The organism is Flavobacterium mesophilum (assembly GCF_039581405.1).
Taxonomy (GTDB): domain Bacteria; phylum Bacteroidota; class Bacteroidia; order Flavobacteriales; family Flavobacteriaceae; genus Flavobacterium.
On the sequence record NZ_JBCPXZ010000003.1, the window covers coordinates 950,211 to 972,856 of the forward strand.

12 protein-coding genes and 1 pseudogene are annotated in these 22,646 nt (G+C 35.9%); 10 read left to right on the forward strand and 3 right to left on the reverse strand.

Annotated features, from left to right (window positions below; all coding sequences use genetic code 11):
• Window positions 1-4 precede the first annotated feature (4 nt).
• From AAYQ19_RS13070 to AAYQ19_RS13110, 9 genes and pseudogenes are all read left to right on the forward strand, one after another.
• The gene (locus tag AAYQ19_RS13070; protein WP_343536801.1) at window positions 5-646 is read left to right on the forward strand and encodes an NAD(P)-dependent oxidoreductase; all 642 of its coding nucleotides are present in this window, start codon (window positions 5-7) and stop codon (window positions 644-646) included.
• Between the two features lie 72 nt (window positions 647-718).
• A complete protein-coding gene (locus tag AAYQ19_RS13075; protein ID WP_343536802.1) occupies window positions 719-1,855 on the forward strand; it encodes an aminotransferase class I/II-fold pyridoxal phosphate-dependent enzyme in 1,137 nt (378 codons plus the stop codon).
• A 43-nt stretch (window positions 1,856-1,898) separates the two neighbouring features.
• A pseudogene (locus AAYQ19_RS13080) lies at window positions 1,899-2,300 on the forward strand (GxxExxY protein).
• Between the two features lie 432 nt (window positions 2,301-2,732).
• On the forward strand, window positions 2,733-3,596 hold the full coding sequence (locus AAYQ19_RS13085) for a TraB/GumN family protein (protein ID WP_343536803.1): 864 nt from the start codon (window positions 2,733-2,735) through the stop codon (window positions 3,594-3,596).
• A gap of 7 nt (window positions 3,597-3,603) precedes the next feature.
• Window positions 3,604-4,107 carry an RNA polymerase sigma factor gene (locus tag AAYQ19_RS13090; protein ID WP_026727493.1) on the forward strand — a complete coding sequence of 168 codons (504 nt, stop codon included), beginning with the start codon at window positions 3,604-3,606 and terminating at the stop codon, window positions 4,105-4,107.
• Window positions 4,097-4,711 carry a hypothetical protein gene (locus AAYQ19_RS13095; protein WP_343536805.1) on the forward strand — a complete coding sequence of 205 codons (615 nt, stop codon included), beginning with the start codon at window positions 4,097-4,099 and terminating at the stop codon, window positions 4,709-4,711. Before AAYQ19_RS13090 ends, AAYQ19_RS13095 begins: the two co-directional genes overlap by 11 nt.
• A gap of 155 nt (window positions 4,712-4,866) precedes the next feature.
• Window positions 4,867-5,484, forward strand: coding sequence for a dethiobiotin synthase (gene bioD, locus AAYQ19_RS13100; protein ID WP_343536807.1), 618 nt, complete (start codon window positions 4,867-4,869; stop codon window positions 5,482-5,484).
• Window positions 5,485-5,545: 61 nt separating this feature from the next.
• On the forward strand, window positions 5,546-6,817 hold the full coding sequence (gene bioA / locus AAYQ19_RS13105; protein ID WP_343536808.1) for an adenosylmethionine--8-amino-7-oxononanoate transaminase: 1,272 nt from the start codon (window positions 5,546-5,548) through the stop codon (window positions 6,815-6,817).
• A 123-nt stretch (window positions 6,818-6,940) separates the two neighbouring features.
• Entirely contained in the window at window positions 6,941-8,107 is a 1,167-nt protein-coding gene (locus AAYQ19_RS13110) for a beta-ketoacyl synthase N-terminal-like domain-containing protein (RefSeq protein ID WP_343536809.1), read from the forward strand.
• 70 nt (window positions 8,108-8,177) lie between these two features.
• Here AAYQ19_RS13110 and AAYQ19_RS13115 read toward each other — a convergent pair whose 3' ends face one another.
• The 3 genes from AAYQ19_RS13115 to AAYQ19_RS13125 all read right to left on the reverse strand — a co-directional run bounded on the left by AAYQ19_RS13115 (window position 8,178) and on the right by AAYQ19_RS13125 (window position 18,426).
• Window positions 8,178-11,264 (reverse strand): RemA C-terminal-like gliding motility protein, encoded by a 3,087-nt coding sequence (locus AAYQ19_RS13115; protein WP_343536810.1) that lies wholly within the window; start codon window positions 11,262-11,264, stop codon window positions 8,178-8,180.
• A 159-nt stretch (window positions 11,265-11,423) separates the two neighbouring features.
• Window positions 11,424-17,480, reverse strand: coding sequence for a RemA C-terminal-like gliding motility protein (locus tag AAYQ19_RS13120; protein WP_343536811.1), 6,057 nt, complete (start codon window positions 17,478-17,480; stop codon window positions 11,424-11,426).
• A gap of 475 nt (window positions 17,481-17,955) precedes the next feature.
• Window positions 17,956-18,426 (reverse strand): regulatory protein RecX, encoded by a 471-nt coding sequence (locus AAYQ19_RS13125; protein ID WP_343536812.1) that lies wholly within the window; start codon window positions 18,424-18,426, stop codon window positions 17,956-17,958.
• 390 nt (window positions 18,427-18,816) lie between these two features.
• Between AAYQ19_RS13125 and AAYQ19_RS13130 the strand changes: the two genes are divergently transcribed.
• Window positions 18,817-22,646, forward strand: a 3,830-nt coding sequence (locus tag AAYQ19_RS13130; protein WP_343536822.1) for a beta strand repeat-containing protein, incomplete at its 3' end; no start/stop codon positions are given.

Here is a 22,646-nt window from a genome sequence, read left to right on the forward strand (position 1 = left end):
ACTCATGAAAAATATATCAAAAGTTGCCGTTCTAGGTGGCGGAGGAAGAACAGGAAAATTTCTTGTAAACCAGTTGTTAGAAAAAGGATTTAAAGTAAAAGTATTATTGCGAAATCCTGAAAACTTTACCATTCGACATTCAGATTTAGAAATCGTCAAAGGTGATGCAATCGACGAAAGAATCATTAACTTATTACTAGAAGATTGTCAAGCTGTTGTCAGTACTATTGGTCAAAGGCCGGGTGAACCTATGGTTGCAAGTCAAGCAACTTTAAATGTCTTGAAAGCAATGGAGGAATTCAATATTCAAAGATATGTTTTGCTAGCGGGTTTGAATATCGATACGCCTTTTGATACTAAAAGTGAAAAAACACGTATGGCTACAAATTGGATGAAAACCAATTTTCCTGAAATTCAAAAAGATCGGCAGTTGACTTATGATCTTTTGATTGAAAGTAATGTTGATTGGACTTTGGTTCGCGTTCCATTTATTGAATTTACAGATGAAAAAGCTGAAATTATTGTTAATACACAAGATTGTGCAGGAGATAAAATCAGTGCTGGAACTATTGCTGCTTTTATGATTGAAGAAATGATTCAATATAAATTTCTGAAAAAAGCTCCTTTCATAAGTGCCGTTTTGTAATATCGAATTAAAAGCGGCAGGCCATTTTGAGCCTGCCGTTTATTCTAACTTCAATTTCATAACTTTGCTTTTATGAAATTACCTGAAAATCTTATTCAAAAGCTTGAAAATAGAAAGCAAAATAATTCATTAAGAAAGTTGCCAAGTTTTAATAATCTGGTTGACTTTTCTTCAAATGATTATATTGGATTTTCAAAATCAGAAACTATTTTTAGGCAGTCACACCATTATTTGATCGAAAATGAAATTATTCAGAATGGTGCAACAGGTTCTCGATTGATTTCGGGGAATCATACTTTGTATCAAATTGCAGAAACTTTTATTGCTGAATTTCACGACGCAGAATCAGCTTTAATTTTCAATTCGGGTTATGATGCCAATGTTGGATTTTTTAGCGCTGTACCGCAACGAAATGATGTTATTTTGTATGATGAATTAAGTCATGCTTCAATTCGCGACGGAATCGTGATGTCGAACGCAAAATCATATAAATTCAATCATAATGATTTTGAAGATTTAGAACGTTTGATTCTTAAATTTCCGGGTACTAATATTTATGTCGTTACTGAAACTGTTTTTTCAATGGATGGCGACAGTCCGAATTTGGAAGAATTGGTACAACTGACTGAAAAATACAATTGCTATTTAGTAGTTGATGAAGCGCATACGCTTGGTGTTTTTGGAGAAAAAGGCGAAGGATTGACGCAACATCTTCAACTACATAAAAGGATTTTCGCCCGAATTATGACTTTTGGAAAAGGTTTGGGTTGCCATGGAGCTGTTGTGTTAGGAAGTCCGGAACTTAAAGAATATTTAGTAAACTTCGCCCGAAGTTTTATTTATACAACAGGATTGTCTCCACATTCTGTTGCTACGATTTTAGTTGCTTATCAGCAATTGGAAATTGAAAAAGAAGAAATTGACAAACTACGTCAAAACATTGTGTTCTTCAATCAGCACAAAAATTTATTAGGTTTAAAGCCAATGTTTGTTCGCAGTAAATCTGCAATTCAATCGGCTATTATTCCGGGCAACGAAAACGTAAAACATATTGCGCAACAATTGCAAGACAAAGGTTTTGATGTAAAGGCAATTTTATCACCTACAGTTCCTGAAGGCCAAGAACGACTTCGTTTTTGTATTCATAGTTTTAATACTGAAGAAGAGATAATTCAGATTCTAGAATTGTTAGGAAATTTCGTGTTTTAGCCCACGGATAAAAACGGGTCAAACGGGTTTGCACTGATATTTTATGAATGAATTATTGCATAAGGAAATCACTAAGCCAATATTAAAGGTGTTTTATGATGTTTATAATCAACTTGGTTATGGATTTCTTGAAAAGGTCTATCAAAATGCAATGTATTTTGAGCTAAAGTCGCAAGGATATAAAGTTTAGGCTCAAAAGCAAATCAAAGTTTACTTTAAAAAGCAATTAGTGGGTGAGTTTTATGCTGATTTATTAGTTGAAGATTCTATTATTCTTGAACTTAAAGCATGCGAATGTGTATCAAGTTCGCATATTGCCCAATTAATGAATTATCTAAAATCAACTCAAATTCAAGTTGGGTTGTTATTGAATTTTGGAGAAACACCAGAATTTAAGCGAATTATCTACACAAATAATAGGAAACAAAATACAAATAATCTGTGAAAACCTGTTTGATCAGTTCGATCTGTGGGCTTTTTTTATTCTCTAAAGCATTGTATTTCCTCACTTTTTAAAAAAATTTTAATTTTTTTTGTAACGTTTTGATTGTTTGGTCACTTACGAGCCGTAATCAAATAAACTAAAACAATTATGAAAACACAATCAACTTCAGTTAGCAAATCAATATCAGATTTCTTATTTATCTTTTTAACTTCTTTGGGGCTTGGATATGCTTTGACAAAGCAATTTATTTTTGATAAACCAAACGATAGTATGCTTCTAACAATGATCTGTCTATTTATTGTATCGATTGCTTCATGGCGACGAAAAAAATACAGTAAAAAATAAATGGACGTCAATCATCAATCAAATCATTATCAGTCAATCAAATAATTAATCAAATCAATCATCAATCAACTTTAATCAATCAAAATCATGAAAAATTTAATCAAAGCAGTAATAGCAATTATCGTATTTGTTTTTAGTTCATCTGCGCAAGCACAAACAAAATCTCCAAAACTTGAAAACTCACTTTTATGGGAAATTTCAGGAAACGGTTTGGAAAAACCTTCTTATGTATATGGAACGATTCATATGATTTGCACGCCAGATTATTTTCTTTCTGAAAAAGCAAAAAAAGCAATTAATGCATCTAACAAATTAGTGCTCGAAATCAATTTTGCAGATCCGGTAGAAGCGACAAACATGCAAAAAATGGCAATGGGAAAAGAACCTTTAAGCAAATTATTAAAGCCGGAGCAATTGTCTAAATTAGATGGTATTTTGAAAAGTACAGCTGGGATGTCGGTACAGCAAGTCGATAATTTTAGTTTAGTGACCGTAATGAGTTTAATTTCAATGAAAACTTTTGGTTGTACCGATATCAAACTTTATGAAATGGAATTTATTGAAATGGCCAAAAAAAGAAATATTGTTATTGGCGGATTAGAAACAGTAAAGTCTCAATTGGAAATTTTTGGGAATGCCTATTCAAATGATGAAATGATAGACATGTTGGGTGAATCAAATCCAGAAGAAACAACTAAATTAGTTGCAGCATATAAGGCAGAAAATATTGATCTTTTATTCAATCTTGTAACGGATAAAAAATTTATGAATGAGGCCACACGAAAATTGATGTTGGATGGAAGAAACTTGAATTGGGTAAAGGAAATGCCTCAAATGATGAAAAATGAAAGCGTATTTTTTGCAGTTGGCTCAGGACATTTAGGAGGAGAATTTGGAGTGATTAATTTATTAAGAAAAGCAGGATATATTGTAAAACCAGTAATGAACTAAAACTATTTTGAAAGAGAAAGAACAAGAGTTTTTAAATCGGATAGAAAGTCATAAAGGAATTCTGTACAAAGTCTCGAAAATGTACATGGATAATTATGATGATCAGCAGGATTTATTTCAGGAAATTGTCTGTCAGCTTTGGAAATCGTATGAAACATTTAGAAACGAAAGCCAGTTTTCGACTTGGATGTATCGAGTTGCAGTAAATACAGCGATCGTTTTCCTAAGAAAAGAAAAGCGAAAGGTGGACAAATACGAAATTGCTTCGGAAAATATTAAAGACGATGAAGGCGATTCACATATAAAAGAAAGTCAGCTAGACCATTTTTATAAAGCAGTGCAAAAACTCGAAAAGATTGATAAAGCTATTATTTTTTATCAGTTAGAAGGTTTTTCTCATAAGGAAATTGGAGAAAATCTTGGTATCTCTGAAGGAAATGCCAGAGTGAAATTAAACAGAGCAAAAGAAAAATTAAAAGAGATAATTAAAAATCAAGGATATGGATTTTAACGATATACAAAACGCATGGAACAGCGAAAAGACTGACAATGTAGTTCTTCCAGATAATTTAGAAAAAATACAATCGGCTAATACGCCTTTGGACAAGATTAGAAAGAATCTGAGAAATGAACTTATAGGGCAGACGATTGCTGTATTATTTATTGGGTTAAGCCCTTATATTTTTCAATTTCCTGAAAAATGGATTTTGCCTTTTTATTTGCTTTTCAGTATAATTTTTGCTGTGTCCGTTTATTATTTGCTCAAACTTTATTTCTTTTATAAGAGATTGAATAAGATTGCTTTGAAAACAAAAGACAGTTTATATGAAACGTACTTTGATATAAGGCTTAATATGGAGTTGTATAAAACTTTCGGATTTGCTTTAACTCCATTTATGGTGCTGTTTATAATTGGTGTTTGGTACAATAAAATTTCACAACATCCAGGTTTTGATGTTGATAACTTTACTAGTAGGCAGCTCATAAGTGTTTTTGCAGGTATTGCAACTTCTATTTTATTTATGGGGCTGGCAATGGAATGGACGGTTCACTATTCTTATGGAAGATATGCCAAAGAAATCAAAAAAGTAATTGACGAATTAAAGGAAGAATAAAGAACAAGCCCATCATAATTGATGGGCTTTGTTTTTATTGGTATTTTTGTGAAGAATATCACTCAGAGATTCACGGAGAAGGCACAGAGATTCGCAAAATATTTTTCTTTGTGTTGCTTTGTGTCTTCTTGGTGAATCTTGCGAAACAATAATTTATGAAAATATTTATAACAGGAATTTCAACTGATGTTGGCAAAACCGTAGCTTCGACAATTGTGGTTGAAGCTTTAGAAGCTGATTATTGGAAACCGGTACAGGCCGGAGATTTAGATTTTAGCGATACGCACAAAGTGAAATCTAAAATATCAAATTCAAAATCTCAATTTTTCCCGAATGCTTATGAGTTAAATACACCAGCAAGTCCGCATTTAGCTGCTGAAATTGACGGAATCCAAATTGATTTAAAAGAAATTCAAGAGCCTAAAACAGAAAACCATTTGGTTATTGAAGGTGCGGGTGGCATTTTTGTTCCGTTAAACGAAAAAGATACGATTGCCGATTTGATTCAGGACGATTATAAAATAATTGTAGTTTCAAGACATTATTTGGGAAGTATCAATCATACTTTGTTGACGATTGAAGCGATTCAGAATAAAGGTTTTCAAGTGGACGGAATTATCTTTAGCGGAAGCGAAAACAAATCGACGGAAAGTTTGATTCTGAATAAAACCGGAATAAAATGTATCGGAAGAATTGATGAAGAACCCTATTTCGATCAAAATGTAATTAAAGAATACGCCGATTTGTTCCGAGAAAATTTATTAAAAATGTAAAATGTGTTTTGTAAAAAATCAAATGATTTCATTTCACATCTAACAGAAAACATTTCACAAAATGACTTTACAAGAAAAAGACGGCCAATATCTTTGGCATCCTTATACACAACACAAAACTTCTCAAACTCCGATTGCAATAGCTAGAGGAGAAGGCGCATTGCTTTGGGACGAAAACAATAAAGAATACATAGATGCGATTGCATCTTGGTGGGTAAATCCGTTTGGGCACAGTAATAAATTTATTGCCGATGCGATTTACAAACAATTGACGACTTTAGAACATGTTTTATTTGGCGGATTCACGCACGAACCGGCAATCAAAGTAGCAGAAAAGTTAATGGAAATTCTGCCAAAGAATCAGCAAAAAATCTTTTTCTCAGACAATGGTTCAACAGCAGTTGAAGTAGCAATAAAAGTCGCATTGCAGTATTTTTTTAATAAAGGTGAAAAACGCACAACGATTATCGCTTTTGAAAATGCTTTTCATGGAGATACTTTTGCTGCAATGGCGGCAAGCGGAATATCATTTTATACGCAGGCTTTTCAAGGAATGTTTATTGATGTAGTCCGAATTCCGGTTCCACTAAAAGGGCAAGAAGAGGCAAGTTTTGAAGCGTTAAAAAATGCAATCCAAAACCATAAATGTGCCGGATTTATTTTTGAACCGTTAGTACAAGGTGCGGCGGGAATGGTAATGTATGAACCAGAAGCATTACAAAAACTCATTGAAATTTGTAAAGAAAAGAAGGTTTTAACGATTGCCGATGAAGTTATGACTGGTTTTGGTAAAACTGGAAAAACCTTCGCAATGGATTATGTAAATGCCGATCCAGATATGATTTGTTTATCAAAAGCATTAACTGGAGGAACAATTCCGATGGCGATTACAACTTTTACGCAAGAAGTTTTTGATGCTTTTTATGATGATGATATTAATAAAGCGCTGTTTCACGGACATACTTTTACGGCAAATCCAACAGGTTGCGCGGCGGCGTTGGCAAGTATGGAATTATTAGAAACAGATGAAATGCAAATGAATATTCAAAGAATTAATAGTAGTCATTTAGAATTTCAGAAGAAAATTGAAAATCATCCAAAAGTAGCGACGGCTAGAACATTGGGAGTTATTTTTGCCGTGGAGATAAAATCAAATTCAGAGGAAAGTTATTATGGTTCAATGCGTACTAAGTTATATAATTTCTTCATTGAAAACGGAGTGGTTTTAAGACCGGTTGGAAATATCGTTTACATTTTGCCACCGTATATAATGACTGACGACCAACTAAATAAAGTTTATAAAACGATTGAAGAAGCCATCGAGATGGTGTAAATAATTTTTACCATATAAGTAATATAAGTTCATTTTAGAACTATGCTTAAATTTACTTATATCACTTATATGGTTTGATTTAAGCAAAACATTAGCGAACTTTGTGGTTCAAAAACCACAACATTGAATAAGAAAATCTCCATAACCGCTTTTTCATCTATTTCGCCTTTAGGAAATAGTGTTGACGAAGTTTGGGCAAATTATCTCAATAATAATCATTGTTTTTCAAAACAATTTTTGGATCAGCAAGAAACATCAACAGCTCCGCTTAGCGACGAATCAAAACGAATTGTTGCTGAGATAAGAGAATCTGATGCTAAATATAAGTTTTTGGATGATTCTGTATTATTTGCTTTGGCAGTTTCTCGAAAGGCAGTTCAGCAAGCAGGTTGGAATTCAGATGATGTTTTTGGAATAAATATTGGATCTTCGAGAGGAGCAACAGATTTATTCGAAAAACACTTTAAAGAATATATCGATACTGGAAAAGCGCAGACTTTAGCTTCTCCAACAACAACTTTAGGAAATATTTCATCTTGGATTGCTCATGATTTGCAGAGTACAGGTCCCGAAATTTCGCATTCGATAACCTGTTCAACAGCGCTTCATGCTTTATTAAATGGCGTTGCTTGGCTAAAATCGGGAATGTCGGATAAGTTTTTGGTGGGAGGAAGTGAAGCGCCGTTGACCGATTTTACAATTGCTCAAATGAGAGCTTTAAAGATCTATTCACGCATTGATCAGAATCAAGAAGCTTGGCCAAATCTAGCTTTTGATTTTGAGAAAACACAAAATACCATGATTTTGGGTGAAGGTGCGGCTGTTTGTTGTTTAGAAGCTGGTGAAACAGAGAATGCAATTGCTTATGTAACTGGTGTTGGTTATGCAACCGAAGTTTTGGAACATAATATTTCGATTTCGGCCGAGGCAACTTGTTTTCAGAAATCAATGAAAATGGCTTTGGAAAATGAAGATATCGAAAACATTGATGCAATCGTAATGCATGCGCCAGGAACGATAAAAGGCGATTTGACAGAACTTCGTGCAATCGAGAAAGTATTTGGGTCTCATATACCATTATTAACGACTAATAAATGGAAAATCGGGCATACGTTTGGTGCTTCAGGGATTCTGAGTCTAGAACTCGCCCTATTGATGATGCAACATAATACTTTCATTGGAGTTCCGTTTGGAGAAAAACAGAATCAAACAAAGCCTATTAAAAAGGTATTAGTAAATGCAGTTGGTTTTGGTGGAAATGCAGTTAGTGTTTTGGTTGAAAAGAGATAATAACGTTTTTTAAAAATAAAAAAAATCCAGTCTGTTGTAGACTGGATTTTTTTGTGAAATATTAATATGATTATTGAAAAATAATCTTTTTGGAAACAGCGAAATCATTTTCTAAGGTCACTTTTACAATTAAGACTTGGTTGCTTGATTGTAAGTTTGGAAGTTGTAATTCAGTTGAACTTACTTTCGTTTTCGTGTAAAGCAGTCTTCCTGAAATATCATAAACTTTTACTTCTTTCAAGTTTTCTTTAGATGAAATCACTTTCACTATTTTATCTTTTACAGAAACCAAAACTCCGTTTTCGATGTTTTCGAAATCTCCAGTTCCTAAAGATTTATTGGTATAGCGAAGCACAAAACGATCAGCGAAAGTTCCCGCTGTAGTTTTAAAAGTGTAATTGCTTTGCGTTAAGTCATGAATTGTACCTGTTGCCTTATCTTCTAGATAGATCTTCTGAGTAGTCATGCTTCCATCAGTTTCATCAATTGAGATGGTAAAGTCATCTGCAATAGTAGTTCGGTATCCTAATGGAACGGTATCAGTATCCGTAAATGGAAGAGCTCTTCCCTGAATTACTAGATTGCTTCCGTTGTTAACGCTGTAAAAATCAAGATATTTATTTCCGTCAAAACTTACACCATCAAATCCGCTTTCATATGAATTACTTGCGCCTTCAATATATCCAACTAATAACTGTTTGAATGCGCCTGTGCTATTTTCCATATTCAGCCAAACACGATTTTTTTCAAGAGCTCCCGTTTTAGAAGTTTTTCCTGGTTTAAAGAATTGTGTGTTGTCAGCAGCTCCACCTCGCATATCGTTGTTGAATACAATTGTACCAGCAGCTTTTGTACCTGCAAAAAATGATTGGCCAGCTCCAATTTTGCCGCTTGGTTTTTCATTGTTGTTTCCTGTAGCATTTGTTCCTGAAGCAGCCTCCTTAGAAGTCTTAACACTTCCGCTTAGGTTATAACTTGCGTAATCATCTGTAGAATATTGGTAAGCGCCTCCTAAAACCACCGGGGTGTTATGAGTCCAGAAATATAGTGTTCCTTCTAAGATTGAGAAATTGTCTCTGATGAACGTGTCAGCATCCAATGCTGAAGGATAAGGATTTCCAATTAAATAAAACTTGTTTGCTGCTACAGTTTCTCCTGTCAAATTCCCGTTATTAGGCACTCCAGAGAAGGTTGCCGTATAAGCTGTTCTTGTTGTATTCGAATAGGTTTGCGGACCACGAATGATGTATCCTTTGCCGACAGTCATTACACTTGTTTTATCTGTGCCGACCCATTTGTTTCCGTCATAGCTAAAATATTTGTCACCTGAAGTTTGAGGAGAGACTCCCACTAGAGTCTGCCCTTGAACAGGTGATGACCAATAAATGTAATCGGCAAGACGAATTGGAAGGCTTGTGCGTTTATATGAAATAATACCACTATTAATATTTGTAGCTGTATTAGTTTGCAATAAGCTAGAATTATTTTCAAAATTTAAAGATCCAGTTGATGATACGTTAAGTGCATTAAGAATCTTTAATGTTTTTCCTGATGGAACTGTGAGATTGACTCCTGAATTGATGGTGCAAGAACATGCCTCTAAGTCTGCCGAAATCGTGTACGGGCCAGAAAAAAGAACATTTTTTGTTGCATCTGGATTGCCGTTGGACCATGTTGAGCCGTTCCAAGTTGTAGAAGACTGGTTTGTAATTTTCACATCTGCACTAACAGGAGATTTGCAACCGGTACTATTTGTAACTCTAAAAGTATAGGTTCCAGCTGCTAAATTCGAAATTGTTGTAGAGGTTCCTGTTCCGTAAACAGATGGTGCAGCAGGGCTTCTTTCCAATGTCCATGTTCCGGTGGCTGGTAAATCATTTAAAACAACTGTTCCTGAATTTGAACAAGTAATGTTGTTTATCGTTCCAATGGATGGTGGTGTTAACAAAATAGTGGTTAATGGAACAGATAAATCTTCAACCGTATTCAGTGACGGATCAGTTCCTGTAACTTTAACGTTGTTGATAACTTTTCCGAGTGTAACATCTGCAGCAGTAATAGTGTGTGTGCCAGTTAAAGTAACTGTTGCTCCAGGAGCTATTGATGCAATTGGATTGCCTGTTATTACAGTGCTTGATGCGGGATCTGTAACATTTATATCTGTTATTGGAACTTCTCCGGTATTAGTGACTTCAAAAGAGTAATTTATTATATCGCCGAGCTTGCCACAATTGGAAAGCGTTGCTTTTTTTACCAAGGTTAATTCTGCTATTTTTAGTGAATTTCTATTGAAAGCAATAAAAGCACAATCAGAACTGCCAGAGAAAGTAACTACAAATCGATCAACTTGAGCGGCATTGGCAGCTGTTATTCCAAAAGAACTAGTTTCTATTCCTAATATTCGAATATCTCGTGTTGAAGCCACAGGAAAAGCACTAGGAGTTCCATCCACTTTAAAAAGATCGAGGCTATATGTACCTACTACCTGAACAGGGCTAAATAAAAATGATATTTCTGTTCCTACCGTGTTTCCTGCGGCATCTACAAATTTAAAGAGATCGGCCGATGCAGATCCTCCAGGGTCGGCTACCTGAGTCACAATTAAGTCAGGAAAACCATCGTTAAGTCCACTCAAATTTAGATTGTTTGTTCCAATTTTAAATTCAGCTTTACCTGTGGCAATGTTTGCAATACCAGTTCCAAGTGATAAGCCATAGCTGCCATCGGTAAGTCTTGACGCAAGTTCAGCACCCGTAGCATTTGATCCTGATATTGAAGGTACAAGTTTGGCAGTAGTTGGCAATCCATCAATCATTGAACCCTGTAAAAAGTACGTGGAAGTGCCTGATGCTAAAGATTGAATTTTTAAAGCTCTAAATTTTTGAGCATTGTATACTACGCCTTTTGAATCAAGTATACTATTGTTTACTCCAGTAGAATAAGTTGTATTTTTCCATGTAAAGGCTAATAAATTATTAGCATCGTCTGGTTGATTTCCTGCAAGTGTTGCTTTGTTGGAGGTCCAATAACCGTTCCAGTCCGTGTAAATTCTGGTGACATCACTTTGGGCATTTATTTGAAATGTAGCGAATAGAAAAAAGAGAGTCGTTCTTTTTGAAAAAAGAAAACGAGCAGATAAAAGTATTTTTGGGCTCATACAATTTGGGGGCGGTTTTGTTTTGGCTTTTAAAATAAAACGAAATCTTTAGTAGGTTTTAAAGACTCTTAGTTTTTGTTAGAATGTATTTTGTGTGGTTATTATATGTAAAAATCCGACAGCTTTTGCTGTCGGATTTTGAGATTTTTCGATAAGAAATTAATTGAAAATAACCTTTTTCGAAACAGTGAAATCATTTTCTAAGGTCACTTTTACAATTAAGACTTGGTTGCTTGATTGTAAGTTTGAAAGCTGTAATTCAGTTGAACTTACTTTTGTTTTAGTGTAAAGCAGTTTTCCTGAAATGTCATAAACACTTACTTCTTTCAGATTTTCTTTAGATGAAATCACTTTCACTATTTTATCTTTTACAGAAATTAGCACTCCATTTTCGATGTTTTCGAAATCTCCAGTTCCTAAAGATTTATTAGTGTAACGAAGTACAAAACGATCAGCGAAAGTTCCCGCTGTAGTTGTAAAAGTGTAATTGCTTTGCGTTAAGTCATGAATTGTACCTGTTGTCTTATCTTCTAGATAGATCTTCTGAGTAGTCATGCTTCCATCAGTTTCATCGATTGAGATGGTAAAGTCATCTGCAATAGTAGTTCGGTAACCTAATGGAACCGTATCAGTATCTGTAAACGGAAGAGCACGACCTTGAATTACTAAATTGCTGACATCATTAATACTGTAAAAATCAAGATATTTATTTCCGTCAAAACTTACACCATCAAATCCGCTTTCATAAGAATTGCTTGCGCCTTCAATATATCCAACTAACAACTGTTTGAATGCGCCACTGCTATTTTCCATGTTCAACCAAACACGATTTTTTTCAAGAGCGCCAGTTTTAGAATTTTTTCCAGGTTTGAAGAATTGTGTGTTGTCAGCAGCTCCACCTCGCATGTCATTGTTGAATACAATTGTGCCAGCAGCTTTTGTACCTGCAAAAAATGATTGGCCAGCTCCAATTTTGCCGCTCGGTTTTTCATTGTTGTTTCCGGTAGCATTTGTTCCTGAAGCAGCCTCCTTAGAAGTCTTAACGCTTCCGCTTAGGTTGTAACTTGCATAATCATCCGTAGAATATTGGTAAGCGCCTCCTAAAACCACCGGGGTGTTATGAGTCCAGAAATATAGTGTTCCTTCTAAGATTGAGAAATTGTCTCTGATGAACGTATCAGCATCCAATGCCGAAGGATAAGGGTTTCCAACTAAATAAAACTTGTTTGCGACTACAGTTTCTCCTGTCAAATTCCCGTTATTAGGCACTCCAGAGAAAGTTGCTGTATAAGCTGTTCTTGTTGTATTCGAATAGGTCTGCGGACCACGAATGATGTATCCTTTGCCGACAGTCATTACACTTGTTTTATCTGTGCCAACCCATTTGCTTCCGTCATAGCTAAAATATTTGTCGCCTGAAGTTTGAGGAGAGACTCCAGCTAAAGTCTGCCCTTGAACAGGTGATGACCAATAAATGTAATCGGCAAGACGGATCGGAAGGCTTGTGCGTTGGTATTTGATTTTACCCGTATTGATATTTGGATTAGTGTCAGTTTGTATTAAACTAGAAGTGCTTTCAAAAAACAATGTACCAGCTGTTGTTGCTGATGATAATACATTTACTGAACTTGTAACTCTAAGGGTGTTGCCACTTTTAACGGTTAAATTTCCTTGGTCATTTACAGTTAATGTGTAAGCATAGAAATTTCCATTTGTTCCCGAAATGACCGGATTATTTATAACTCCCGCTGGGATAATAACACAGTCTGATGAAGTTGGAATTGCAGCTGGATTCCAGTTTGAAGCAACGTTCCAGTCGGCACTAGTTGTTCCAGTCCAGGTTTTTGACGCAGGAGTGTTTACTTGCAATAATGTTCCTGATGATGAAATACATCCAGATGCATTTTTAGCTGTTACGGTATAATTCCCTGGATCAAGAGAACTAAATACAGTTTGATTGTAATAGTTTGTTCCGTCAATGCTGTAAGTATATCCAGCAGTTGCAGTTATTGTAATTGTTCCTTTTGTTCCTGAGCAGGTTGGTTGTGTGGTTACACTTGCTGACGGAGTTGCTGGAAGCGCATTAACAACGATTGTTCCTTTTGCTTCGCCAGATATTGAGCAACCACTAACAGTTAAGGGAATAGAATAATTGAAAGACCCTGCACTGGTTGGAGTACCGCTAATTGTTACTAATTTATTTGTACTGTCATAATTTACGTTCAATCCAGAAGGTAAATTAAATGAGCCTGTTCCAATACCATCATAACCTTGTAAAGTATGAGAAAATGAATTTATTGGGGTATTAATACAAACCGATAAATTTACTGGACCAGAAGAAACACTATATGTGTTAATAGTAGTAGTTGAACTAGCCACAGGATTATTAGAACAAGCATTTGAATAGGTAACTGTAACCGTTTTTGAACCAGCTGTCAACCATTTTAAAGTTACGGTACTACTAGATGTTGAAACTCCTCCGGAAGTTATAGTATAATCGGTTCCTAAAGTTCCAGGAACAGTCCATCTATAATTACCTTGCCCAGATTGAGTGGTATAGGTTACATCCGTATTTGGGCAACTTATTGCTGAAGGCGAGACCGTAAATGTTGGTCTTATATCGATATCAATTCTGGTTTGAACTGCTGTTTCTGCAGGGCATGTTCCGTTTTGCACTACCGTTCTGAAGGTCCTAAGTGCTGTTAATTTTGCGGGTTGATAAGTAGTTAAATTTGCAGTATTTGGTATGTCGATCCAGCTTCCACTAGATTCTGCCGGGTCATCACTATATTGCCATTTTATAATAGTACCACTAAAAGTTCCCATGTATAATTGTGGGCTGTCATCTCCAAGGCAGATGTGTTTTCCACCATGTACTTGTCCTCTGTTAGGGACCGCTACAGTAATCGTTCCTGTTGTTGTAACGTTTCCACATCCGTTTAACAAGGTAACGGTGTAATTGAATGTACCTCCTGTCGTAGTTGTAGGAGTTCCTGTTATAGTTAAAACATTTGATGCCCAAGTTCCCGTAACTCCTGCAGGTAATCCTGTTACGTCTGCTCCTGTGGCTCCTGTGGTAGCATATCTTATTGCTGTTATGGCACTACCTTTGCAAATGTTCTGAGCATCAGTTCCTGTTGCAGAAGTTAAAGTTACAGTATTAGCTGGATTTACTGTAATCCTTCCGGTTGCATTTGCGCTTCCACAGCCACCAGTTAATGGTATGCTATAGTCAAAAGTTCCTGAAGCTGTAGGCATTCCGCTGATTGTTATTGTATTAGATGACCATGATGCCGAAACTCCTGCAGGCAAACCATTTGCACCTGATACTGCATTGTTAGATATTCCTGTAGCACCTGTTGTAGTATGAGTTACTGAAGGCATAGTTGAGTTAATACAAATACTTGGGCTTGATGAAGCATTTGATACCGTTTGATTAGCATTTACCGTTATTGTTCCGGTTGCACTTACTGAACCGCAACCACCATTTAATGGAATACTATATGAATAGTTTCCAGGCGTATTTGGCATCCCTCCAATTGTTATAGTATTAGATAACCAAGAGGCTGTCAGTCCAGGAGGTAGATTTGTTGGTGTTCCAATTCCAGTTGCTCCAGTTGTAGTGTGTGTTATAGATGTCATAGATACACCAACACAAACACTAGGGTTTGATGATGAAGTTGCTGTATTTGTAGGTGTTACTGTAACAACCACGGTTGCACAAGAAGTTGTATTGCAACTTCCGCTATATCGTACATAGTAAGTAGTATTTGTTGTGGGAGACACTGTGATACTATTTCCAGTTCCTGCGAGAGTCCCTCCACATGATCCTGTATACCATTGTGTCGTTGCCCCCGTTCCGAGAGATCCTCCCGTTACAGTAAGTGTAGTGCTTGCTCCGTTACAAATAGTAGTATTTCCTGTTGCGCCAGTTGGTGCTGTTGATAATGTTGTTACTGTAATTGTTCCGGTAGCATTTACTGCATTTCCACAGCCGGTCAAAGGAATGCTATAGTTAAAAGTCCCCGTTGCGGATGGAGTTCCACTGATTGTTATAGTATTTGCATTCCATGATGCAGTAACTCCTGATGGCAAACCGGTAATACCAGCGCTGTTTATTCCAGTTGCATTTATTGTGGTATGAGTTATAGCTGGTGATAGAGGAGTGCCGACACATAGTGTAGGAGTTGATGACGCGTTTCCAACTATATTTCCAATATTTACTATTACTTCATTTGAAGTTACAATACAACCTCCATTTGATGATGTACATACGAGATACCAAGTTCCTGTTGTTAAATCGGAACTAGTTGGTAGATATGTATTTCCTGTAGCACCTGAAATTGGAGTTATTGTACCTCCTGAAACAGATCTTTTGCCCCATTGTCTAGAAGTTATTGTGCCTCCTGATTCAGTAACAGTTAAAACATTCCCTGATGTGCAAAAGTTTTGGGTAGCGGTTGGTGCTATTGAAACTGACGCTATTTGAGCAGATACAGTGACAGTTACAGGATAGGTTACGCTCGTGCAAGATGTGGAATAAATAAATACTCTAACAGTTGCGTTATAGGTGCCAACGGCTACGCCATAAGGAACATTTATGGCAATTGTGCCAGAACCAGCAGTAAAGGAACCACCCTGATCTCCAAAGCCAGCTGACTTAGCCGCGCTGTCAAAAACTAATGCATATCCATTTGGAGAGCCGGTTGTGGCGCTATAATTTAAAGTGCTACTTACACCATTTTTACAAACTGGAGAGTTGGTCGAATTAAGTGTTACAGTTAATTCTGGTCGTATTTCAACTTGTAGAACACCTGTATAAACGGTCCCACAGTTCACATCTCCAACCATTACTCTATATTCCCAAGTTCCTGCAGTTGCAGGTGTTTCTGTGTATGAATTGGTTGTGTTTGCAATAGTTGTCCACGTAGTCGATGGACTTAATCTTTTTTCCCATCTAACAACTGCTCCTACAATAGTTCCTGTTAAGTTGATTGTAATTGGAGAATTAAAGCAAGCTGGAGCAACATAAGCTAAATATCCAGATTGTGGTGAAGGAGGTGTTTGTAAAGTTGCTGTATTACCACTTGAAATTGTATTACTACATGAATTGCCACTTGAGCCGCTTGCTAAATTTGTAATTGTTATAGTGCTAGAGTTAACTGTGGTTAAATCTGTAGATGTAAAACTTCCACTTCCAGCTGTACTAACAGTCATTGTTGCTGTTTTGGCTGTTGCGGATGGATTAGTTGTGTTATAGGTTACAGTGTAGGTTCCAGTTGGTAAACCAGATGCGGTTGAATTTAAGGTAATAATAGGCGTACTTGAAGAAGTACATTTTACAGCAGTTACTGAAGTAAGACTAAAAGCTTGACTTACTGCTACAGTAATTGTGCTTGTACTTGTATATAAATCGTTTCCGTAATATGTTGTACAGGTTAAGATTGCTGTATAACTACCTGTCTGACTTGCAGTCAAATTATAATTTTGTGAATTACTTGTAGTTGTAGTTCCATCAGGTGCTTTCATGCTCCAAGAGTAATTTACGCCTGCTGCACCTCCTGAAGTTTTTGTTCCTGCTGAGCCTGAGTAAGAACCGGTTAGATTAATCGTCCCATTTTGACAAACTGGCGAATTTGAATTTGCAATTGCATTCATTGTTCCGCCACCACTATTAAACTCAGAAAAACTATATACTGTACCGCCACCATTTCCTGTGCAGGCAGCGATTTTTATAGTTCCGATATAAATAGCAACATTGTTTGAACAACCTACACTATTATCAACTTTTCCTGGAGAATTAACTTTTACGGCTGTGCCAGATGGCAGATGTATATTACTATTGTTGTCTGCAAAAGTAAGTAAACCGTTAATTGTCAATTGCGTTATTGAGTTAAGCGTTACCGTGCCAGATACGATAAAAGTACCATCGATTGTCAAAGTTTTAGCATTAATGGTTCCGGTGCTGGTTATTGTTGCTCCACTGGCAATTACAACATCATCTGTTGCTGAGGGAACTACGCCACCAACCCATGAACTTGTACTGTTCCAATTTCCTCCAGTGCTTGTACTAGTTATCGTACTTGCGACGATGGAAATTTTATCCGAAAAGTTATTGGCTCTAATTGTGTTGATGTTGAGAGCTGGTGTATTTTTTCCAAAAGAAAAAAAAGACAATAGAAAAAATAAAACACTTAAAAGTAGTTTTCTAATCATATAAATCGTGGCATTTAAATTTTAAAAAAAACTGTCGTTTTGTTTAACGTTCCTATACCCGTTTTTTAATTGAAAATTGCATCCAAAATGAAACCAAGTAGTCATGTTAAGTGGTTTTAATCAGGATGTTATGCTGGCATAGGATTTAACCAAACAAAGATATAGACATCTACGAGTTTCAAATAAGGTTGGTTTTGGAATAGCCGAATAATCGATGAAGTGTTAAAATTACTCGTTGAAATGCATGTTTAAAATTGCCTTTTTATGGAAATTCTTATAAATCCACTAAATTTAATATAGGAAAAATCGTAAAAATTAACATAAAATTTATGATTTTTTGGAAAATTTATTCTAAAAAAGCGAGATAAGCTTTGGAATTCGTAATAAATTAAGATTTTAACATTAAAGTATTTTCTGATGTTTTAATGTTGTTTTTAAGTGATTTTAGGAAGGATGTTTTCAAAAAAAATGGAGCTTATTCTAGCTCCATCATTTTTACTTTTTCATAAACAAAATTGCTTTCGTAGCCACGACGAAGAAGATAGTAGCAGCACTTTTTTCTTTTCTTGAGAACATTTTTTTCTTGAATGCTATTCCAGCATTTTTCTGCAAGATCATTAAAAGTGTTTTCGTATTCTTCTGGTGAAATTTCTTTCAATGCCAATGTTATATTTGTCGATGAAATATGTCTAAGTTTAAGTTCATTTGTAATTCTGATTTTTCCCCACTGTTTCATTCTATGCTTACCTCGAGCAAAACTGCATGCAAAACGAGTTTCATTCAAGAAGTTGTCTTCAATCAATTTTACAACAATAAAATCAATTTCATCAGTTGTCATTTTGAAACTCTCTAATTTTGAAATTACCTCGTCGTGACACCGTTCTTGATAGGCACAAAAGTGTTCTAATTTCTGTAAAGCTTCCTTTATTGTGTAAACTGAATTCATGAGTTTTTTCTTTCTTTTTAACTATAAGTGCTAAAAATAATCATTTTGCTGTTAAATTTTTGCCGATTGTTGCGTTTTTTCTAAAAAAGAAATTGCTTAAAATGTTGTGTGTGTGCGGAATTATAATATTTTTGTACGATAATATCGCAAGTTTTAACCTCTTTGAAAAACAGTGTTTTAACTTAAAAAAATTAAAATTTAAAAGCCAAAATTAAAGTTTTGCTGTAAATAAAACAGCACGTTTTTATTTTCTTTTAAAGCCAAAACAAATCTAATACCACGCCTATGCCTCGAAAACTACTATTGTTTGTTCGTTCTTTATTTTTAAATTTTTCTAATTCTTCTAAAGAAAGATCTTTTAGCCTTAGTTTTAAGATGCTTTGTTTGGGAGTGTTTTTTGTTGTTACATTTTCAAATGCGGCAACTATTACTGTCACTGCTAATACAAATTGGTCAGCGCTTGCAGGAGGAAGTGGGCCTGGAGGATTGCCAAATAATACTGACATCATAATTGTTAGGAATGGTGCAATTTTAACAGTAAACAGCACTACCGCAACATGTGCAAGTTTGCAATTAGGCTCTTTAGCAGGTGGTGCCGGAACATTGACATTTGCAAATTCAGGATCTCCTTCTTTAAATGTCGTAGGCAATATCCAACTTGGAGATACAGGAAACACAAATAGAACAGGTACTATAACATTTCTTTCAGGTGCAACATTAAGTGCAGGAAGTATAACGATAGGTACAGCTACCGGTGGAGGTACAGGTACCGTTACAATGACCGCTGGATCAATACTTAATGTTGGCTCTTTTCTTGTAAATCCAACAGCAACAGCAGCAAGTTGGGTTCCAAGTACGGGAACGGTAATTATGACTGCAACAAATACTCTGCCCTCATCTGTAATAACTTCTTTTAGTAGTTTAACGATAAACACTGGTACAACAACAACAGCTGGTGTTGGTTTTTCTGTTGGGGGAATTTTAAGTATTCCTTCAGGAGCTATTCTAAATATGGCAACATACGCTATGACTGGAGGTTTATCTACTTCGGGAAGTGGAATTTTGCAGACTCAAAATACTGGAACTCCTTTGCCGGCTGGCCGAACTTGGGTGCCAAACGTACAATATAATAATAGCGGTAATCAAACAGTTTCAGGGGGGACCTATACTGATCTTACTCTTTCAGGTTCAGGAACCAAAACTGTTGGGTCTAATATAACGGTGAATAACAATCTCACAGTAACAGGAAGTGCTGCACTTGCGCCTAATGCTAATAATCGTATTTCAGATGCGACTAAAATTGTGCTTGATGGAGGAAGTTATTCTACCGGAGGAAATAATGAAGTGGTAGGAACTTTGTCTTTGACTGATAATTCGACAATAGCCTTAGGTTCGTCAAGTCATACAATAAGTTTTGCTGCTAGTAATGGAATATCATGGACTTCTGGTAAAACTTTGATTATAACAGGTTGGACAGGGGCGTTTAATAGCACGGGAAGAATTTTTGTTGGTACTTCGGCCACAGGATTGACAGCATCACAATTGTCACAGATAAAATTTCAAGTCGGTGCAGAAAATAGAGATGCTACTATTTTAGATACAGGTGAATTAGTTCCTGCATTTTGTCCGTTTGCAAGTAATACAATATTTGGAACGACACAAACAATTTGTTATGATTCAACAGTTAGAACTTCTTCTCCAAATACAGGAGGAGTCACTTTTTCTGCAGTTCCTGTTGATCGATATGTAGCCGTGAATGTTATTCAGGGTGTACAATATCGTATTGCAACTACTGCAACAAATAGGACTTTTACAAAACGATTGACATTGTTTAATGGAAGTAATACTGCAACTGCTTTGGCTACTGTAAATGCTAGTTCTGGTACTACCGCAGCAACCGTTGATTGGACCGCTACTTTTACAGGAGTTTTATATGTAGTTTTTAATACTGCAAATTGCCAAACTAGTACACAAACTGATGATATTACTGTTAGCTATATTGGTGGTAATAATACTGCAGATAGTCAAGCTTTATCTGGTACAAATTCGTGGGTTGGACATGTTTATAATTTTTCAGATTCAGCAGGTGTTTCTCCTCTTAGTGATGCAGATGCATTTGGAAATTATTTAGGGTATTTTAATCAGGCGAATACTGTATCTGGTTCGACAATTTCTTTTACTCAGGATTATTCAGGAACTGCAACTTGTTTCCCTTTTACCGCAGGTGGAACATCGCAAACTTTTTATACGGAAACCTTTGCTGTTCGTTATAAAATGCAAACTACTTCAGCAGTCTATCCTGCGGGTTGTTATTTTGTAAGTATAAAAGGAGATGATGGTGTTCGTTTATATGTTGATGGAACATTGGTATTTGATGCATGGATTCAACAAGCAGAAACAACTTATGATAATGTACTTGTTTATTTAAATGGAAGCAGCCAGCTTGTCTTTGATTATTATGAAAAAAATAGCAATAATACATCAACTTTTTCTATTACTCCTGCGTCAGCAACAATAACAAGTTTAAACACAGTTACTCCGGTTGGGCCAATTGCAAGATGTTCATCTACAACAACGGCATTAACAGGTTCTACTGTAGCAACACAAGGGAGTAATTCAATTGCTCCAGTTTTATACCAATGGCAATCTTCTACTGATAATATAACTTGGAATGATATATCTGGTGCTACAGCAAAAGATTATACAGTCCCTGGAACAACACCTACTGTTGCTACACGAATTTATTATAGGAGAAATGTTAAAGGTTCCACTGCAAGCTCTGCCGCATGTGTTTTTAGTACAAATGCAGTTGCTATTATTACTAGCCCTAATAATTCAACGCCAGTAGCACCAACTTCAGCAGTTGCAACTAATGTGACTTGTTCTAGTTTTACTGCTAATTGGAGTTCAGTGTCAAATGCTACTAGTTATAGAATTGATGTTTCAACAAGTAGTACTTTTGCAAGTTTTGTTGTCAATAACCTAGATATTGGATTCGCAACTTCTTATAATGTTACTGGATTAACCGTTGGAACGTATTATTATAGAGTACGATCTTATAATGGCTGTGGAAATAATGTTAGCACGGCCTCTTCTTCAACTCAAACGGTTGTTGTTGCTAATCCAACTGCGACAATAAGTGGGTCGGCAAATGTTTGTTTAAATGCAAGTTCGCCAAATGTGGTTTTTACAAATCCGCAAACTTTACCAATTACTGTTACTTATAATATAAATGGAGGATCAAATGCTACCATAAATGTTGCCGCTAGTTCTACTGCAAATGTTACTGCGTCAACTACAACTTCTGGTGTATTTGTTTATAATTTGGTTAGCGTTGCATTCCAATCGGCACCAACTTGTTCAACTACGCTTTCGGGATCAGCAACTGTAGTAGTAAATTCTACGCCAACCATTACATTAAATAAAACGGATAAAGCCTGTCCATCACCTAATAACGGAACTATAACGCCAGCTCTTTCGGGAGGGCTTACAAATATTAGGTATATTAGATTAACACAAAAATATGTTGACGCAGATGCATGGCAACAAGTGGCTGAAATACAGGCTTATGAGATTTTTACAGGAACTAATGTTGCTTTGTCAGCAAATGGTGCTACAGCTACATCAAGTTCTGTTTATACTAATGCTCCTGCGACATATGGACCATTAAGAGCAATTGATGGGAATCTAGGTAGTTTTTGGCATAGCAATTCTACAAATATTAATGAGTACATAATGGTGGATTTAGCATCAGCAAAAAATTTAGATTATTTACGTATTTATAATCGTGCTGATTGTTGCCAAACAAGAGGTCAAAATATGTTGTTAGAATTACTTGATGCATCTAACAAAGTTGTTTATTCTAAAACTGTAGATCTTTTCGAAAATATAACTACACCACAACATTATATTGATGTTAATGTTTTGGATGTTTCTTGGAGTGACGGAGGAACTACTTTAAATAGAACTGGTTTAGATGCCGGGACATATACTTTGAATTATTCAGATGCAGCGGGTTGTTCATCAAGTCCTCAAACTACAATTAATACGACTAATGTAAACGCTGCTATTACTTCAGTTACAGGAGCAAGTGCAATCTGTATTGGAGGAACAGCAACCGCATATACGGCTAACGGCGTTGTGCTAGGTGGTGGAACTGGTGCATGGAGCAGCAGCAATACAGGTGTTGCTACGGTTGATGCTTCAGGAAATGTAACAGG

Coding starts and splice junctions, on each gene's coding strand:
- AAYQ19_RS13070 (WP_343536801.1), top strand. CDS start 5: ATGAAAAATATATCAAAAGTTGCCGTTCTAGGTGGCGGAGGAAGAACA.
- AAYQ19_RS13075 (WP_343536802.1), top strand. CDS start 719: ATGAAATTACCTGAAAATCTTATTCAAAAGCTTGAAAATAGAAAGCAA.
- AAYQ19_RS13085 (WP_343536803.1), top strand. CDS start 2,733: ATGAAAAATTTAATCAAAGCAGTAATAGCAATTATCGTATTTGTTTTT.
- AAYQ19_RS13095 (WP_343536805.1), top strand. CDS start 4,097: ATGGATTTTAACGATATACAAAACGCATGGAACAGCGAAAAGACTGAC.
- bioD (WP_343536807.1), top strand. CDS start 4,867: ATGAAAATATTTATAACAGGAATTTCAACTGATGTTGGCAAAACCGTA.
- bioA (WP_343536808.1), top strand. CDS start 5,546: ATGACTTTACAAGAAAAAGACGGCCAATATCTTTGGCATCCTTATACA.
- AAYQ19_RS13115 (WP_343536810.1), bottom strand. CDS start 11,264: ATGAGCCCAAAAATACTTTTATCTGCTCGTTTTCTTTTTTCAAAAAGA.
- AAYQ19_RS13120 (WP_343536811.1), bottom strand. CDS start 17,480: ATGATTAGAAAACTACTTTTAAGTGTTTTATTTTTTCTATTGTCTTTT.
- AAYQ19_RS13125 (WP_343536812.1), bottom strand. CDS start 18,426: ATGAATTCAGTTTACACAATAAAGGAAGCTTTACAGAAATTAGAACAC.